The following is an 818-nucleotide window of genomic DNA, read 5'->3' on the forward strand; positions in this document are numbered from 1 at the left end:
CTGCGCTGGGGCTTCGCGTTCATCGCCGGCACGCTCGGCCCCGATCCGATCGCCGCGCTGACGCACGCGAGCGGCTGGTGGGCCATGGGGCTGCTGCTGGCGACACTCGCGATCACGCCGCTGCGCCGCATGTCGGTGTGGCTGTCGCGCGCCGTCGCGCTGCACTGCGGGCGGCGCATCGGCGACTGGAACGCGCTGATCCGCCAACGCCGCCAGCTCGGGCTGTGGAGCTTCGGCTATGCGGTGGTGCACCTCGGTCTCTACCTGGGCTTCGATGCCGGCACGCTGCGCGCGTATGCGCAGGACCTGGCCGAGCGGCCGTTCATCGCGATCGGCTCGGCGGCGCTGCTGTTGCTGCTGCCGCTGGCGCTGACCTCCACTCAATGGGCGATCCGCCGGATGAAGCGCCACTGGGTGCGGCTGCACAAGCTGGTGCATGCAGCGGTCGCGCTCGCGGCGCTGCATGGCGTGCTGCAGGCGAAGGTGGGCCACGTGTCAGCGTGGGTCTTCGCCGGCATCGCCGCAGGGCTGCTCGCGTTCCGGCTGGCCGCGCACTTCTCTCGTGCGCGGACACAGCCGGAAGCGGTCACTGCACCGGCATCGGCTGACCGTACAGCGGCGAGCGCGGCCCCGGCAGCACGCCGTTGCGGCGCGGCGCCCCCAGCATGCGATCGTCGGCCACCCCGGCCCAGCGGTACGACTCGTCGGTGGCGTTGCTCATGACGTGCCGCACCAGCGCACCCACCAGCGCGCCGATCAGGCCGCCTTGCGACTGCTGCTGCTCCTCGGACGAGCTGGCCACCGCCGAGCCCTTCCAC

At 72.5% G+C, this 818-nt stretch carries 1 protein-coding gene and 1 pseudogene; one reads left to right on the plus strand and one right to left on the minus strand.

Going from position 1 to position 818, the window contains the following annotated elements; all coding sequences use genetic code 11:
* Positions 1-57 precede the first annotated feature (57 nt).
* Positions 58-723 (plus strand): protein-methionine-sulfoxide reductase heme-binding subunit MsrQ, encoded by a 666-nt coding sequence (locus tag AC1D15_RS35165; protein ID WP_477829726.1) that lies wholly within the window; start codon positions 58-60, stop codon positions 721-723.
* Here AC1D15_RS35165 and AC1D15_RS35170 read toward each other — a convergent pair.
* A pseudogene (locus tag AC1D15_RS35170) lies at positions 683-802 on the minus strand (GNA1162 family protein); the annotation flags it as partial. The gene AC1D15_RS35165 and the pseudogene AC1D15_RS35170 sit on opposite strands and share 41 nt — an antisense overlap.
* Positions 803-818: the final 16 nt, after the last annotated feature.

The sequence above is a fragment of the Rhizobacter sp. P2_H2 genome, assembly GCF_056403375.1.